We start from the raw sequence: 2587 nt of genomic DNA on the forward strand, positions 1-2587 counted from the left end.
GTGCTTTTGCCGTTACGCACCACCCCGTCAGTAGCTGAACAGGAGGGACAGCTGATAGAAACAGAAGCCACTGGAGCACCTCAAAAACACCATCATACACTAAATCAGTAAGTTGGCAGCATCACCTGAGCAGTCGACCGGCAACATGTATAAAGACGGTAAACTGATAGAGAGCGGCTACTCCGGTTCACTTACCAATAAAAACAACCCGGACCGCCAGCAGGTTAAAGGACTTGGGCCGCTTCCGCGTGGAACGTATAAAATAGCGGGCCATTCAACCTCTAAAGGACCTGTGACCATCATTCTGGAGCAGACCTCCGGGGAGACTTTCGGACGTTCAGAATTCCGCATTCACGGCGAGCGCAAGCACGGTCCAGCGGGCTTTGCCTCGGAGGGTTGTATTATCCTCTCCTTGACCACCCGACGACTGATACTCCGCGATGGTGGCGACCTTGAGGTCGTTCGATGAAGCGCCTGTCCATTCTACTGTTGGCAGCGCTGTCACTCCCTGCGATGGCAGGAGCCACTGACTGGCCGGACGCATTCCGAGGCATTGCTGCTGGTGAGGTTCAATGGCTTGAGCAGGTTCCGGCACTAGCAGCAGTTGCCGACGTTAAACAGGCTCAGATACTTGAGGATTCGCTCGCGGCGGCACTGACAGCAAACACCACCGGCGCACTGAGGGCGTTAGACGTTCTCGACGCCGGACACTGGCCCCACATGATTGGCTCCGATATCGTATGCACCCCGCCGACGGAAACCCCGGACAAGGTGGACGCATTTTACCAGCGGACGCGTCAGGCACTACTGAGCACGGCTGCTGGGGCAAAATGCCTCTGGATTCTTGAAGCCTCTTATGACGAACTGAAGACAGACAACGCCCGCAAGGTTAAGTAAGATAGCCAACCCGATCATTGGTCATCACATGGCCGTTTTTTCTTCCGCTTACTTTTGATTTTTAGGTAGGCAAAATCGTCGTCACTGTATAACCTCTGTGCGGCACAGCATTGTGCCGCAATGTATCTCAAAGCACTTTCGACAAAAACTGCTGAGTGCGCGTGTGGCATGGATGATTCAGCACCTGCTCGCTGCTGCCCTGCTCGACGATTTTGCCATCGACCATAAACACCACCTGATCTGCGACTTCTCGGGCGAAGCCAATCTCATGCGTTACCACAACCAGCGTGGTTCCCGACTTCGCCAGCGCTTTAATGACATCCAGTACTTCACCGACCAGTTCAGGATCCAGTGCAGATGTAGGCTCATCAAACAGCATGACGCGCGGATTTAGCGCCAGCGCACGGGCAATAGCGATACGCTGCTGCTGACCGCCGGATAAGTGACGCGACCAGGCATCGGCTTTATTCCGTAACCCTACCGCATCAAGCAGTGTTAATGCCCGCTCGGTGGCGGCTTTACGCGTTGCCAGTCCGTGCGCAATGGGCGCTTCAATCAGATTCTCCAGAACCGTTAAGTGCGGGAACAGATTAAAGTTCTGGAACACATAGCCGACGTTAACGCGCTGGCGCAAAATTTCCGCCTCTTTCAGCTCATACAGTTTGTCTCCCTGCCGACGATAGCCAATGTAATCGCCATCGATTTGAATAAACCCCTCATCGACGCGTTCCAGATGGTTGATGGTTCGTAAGAGTGTGGATTTCCCTGAACCGGACGGGCCAAGAATAACCGTTACCGTACCGGGAGGGATCTCCAGCGACACATTATCCAGCGCTTTGTGGCGACCAAAGTATTTGCTAACGCCGGTAATAGAAATATGGCCTTCAGGCGAGTGGGACATGGACGGCCTCCTGCTGTGGACGTTGACGACTGCGTTTTTCCGCACGCCTCACCCGGGTTGTGTTGATCGCTGAACGTCGTTCGCTGCGTGCCAATGCACGTTCAACCAGGTGCTGAATTAACGACAGGACGCTGGTGATCACCAGATACCACACCGCCCCCACCATCAGCAGCGGGATCACTTCCTGCGTGCGGTTATAGATCATCTGGATGGTGTAGAACAGCTCCGGCATTGCCAGCACATATACCATCGCCGTCCCTTTCGCCAGGCTGATGATTTCATTGAATCCAGCAGGCAAAATGGTACGCAGCGCCTGCGGCAGAATGATCCGCAGCGTACGTCGCCCTGCCGGTAAGCCCAGTGCTGCCGCTGCCTCGTACTGACCGTGATCGACCCCTAAAAATCCACCCCGAATAATTTCAGCGGTATAGGCGCTTTGGGTGATGCTGCCAACTTACTGATTTAGTGTATGATGGTGTTTTTGAGGTGCTCCAGTGGCTTCTGTTTCTATCAGCTGTCCCTCCTGTTCAGCTACTGACGGGGTGGTGCGTAACGGCAAAAGCACTGCCGGACATCAGCGCTATCTCTGCTCTCACTGCCGTAAAACATGGCAACTGCAGTTCACTTACACCGCTTCTCAACCCGGTACGCACCAGAAAATCATTGATATGGCCATGAATGGCGTTGGATGCCGGGCAACTGCCCGCATTATGGGCGTTGGCCTCAACACGATTTTACGTCACTTAAAAAACTCAGGCCGCAGTCGGTAACCTCGCGCATACAGCCGGG

3 protein-coding genes and 3 pseudogenes (1 of these 6 running past the window's edge) are annotated in these 2587 nt (G+C 54.3%); 3 read left to right on the forward strand and 3 right to left on the reverse strand.

Translation table 11 applies throughout. The features are described 5' to 3' along the window. A pseudogene (locus OGX92_RS03740) lies at nt 1–71 on the reverse strand (IS1-like element transposase) (its annotated part extends 224 nt beyond the left edge of the window); the annotation flags it as partial. A gap of 74 nt (nt 72–145) precedes the next feature. On the opposite strand from OGX92_RS03740, the gene OGX92_RS03745 reads away from it, so the two are divergent. Then, nucleotides 146–469, forward strand: a complete 324-nt coding sequence (locus OGX92_RS03745) for a tlde1 domain-containing protein (RefSeq protein ID WP_286586254.1) — start codon at nt 146–148, stop codon at nt 467–469. Continuing rightward, nucleotides 466–897 carry a hypothetical protein gene (locus tag OGX92_RS03750; protein ID WP_003833070.1) on the forward strand — a complete coding sequence of 144 codons (432 nt, stop codon included), beginning with the start codon at nt 466–468 and terminating at the stop codon, nt 895–897. Before OGX92_RS03745 ends, OGX92_RS03750 begins: the two co-directional genes overlap by 4 nt. A 127-nt stretch (nt 898–1024) precedes the next feature. Here the strand turns inward: OGX92_RS03750 and OGX92_RS03755 are convergent, their stop codons facing one another. Both OGX92_RS03755 and OGX92_RS03760 read right to left on the reverse strand, forming a co-directional pair. Next, nucleotides 1025–1798 carry an amino acid ABC transporter ATP-binding protein gene (locus OGX92_RS03755; protein ID WP_003833073.1) on the reverse strand — a complete coding sequence of 258 codons (774 nt, stop codon included), beginning with the start codon at nt 1796–1798 and terminating at the stop codon, nt 1025–1027. Next, nucleotides 1782–2246: pseudogene (locus OGX92_RS03760) on the reverse strand (ABC transporter permease subunit); the annotation flags it as partial. The gene OGX92_RS03755 and the pseudogene OGX92_RS03760, both read right to left, overlap by 17 nt. A 46-nt stretch (nt 2247–2292) precedes the next feature. On the opposite strand from OGX92_RS03760, the pseudogene OGX92_RS03765 reads away from it, so the two are divergent. Continuing rightward, nucleotides 2293–2587: pseudogene (locus OGX92_RS03765) on the forward strand (IS1-like element IS1A family transposase); the annotation flags it as partial.

Origin of the sequence: Citrobacter sp. Cpo089 (genome assembly GCF_030332695.1) — a bacterium.
GTDB lineage: Bacteria > Pseudomonadota > Gammaproteobacteria > Enterobacterales > Enterobacteriaceae > Citrobacter > Citrobacter portucalensis.

Coding starts and splice junctions, on each gene's coding strand:
- OGX92_RS03750 (WP_003833070.1), top strand. CDS start 466: ATGAAGCGCCTGTCCATTCTACTGTTGGCAGCGCTGTCACTCCCTGCG.
- OGX92_RS03745 (WP_286586254.1), top strand. CDS start 146: ATGTATAAAGACGGTAAACTGATAGAGAGCGGCTACTCCGGTTCACTT.
- OGX92_RS03755 (WP_003833073.1), bottom strand. CDS start 1,798: ATGTCCCACTCGCCTGAAGGCCATATTTCTATTACCGGCGTTAGCAAA.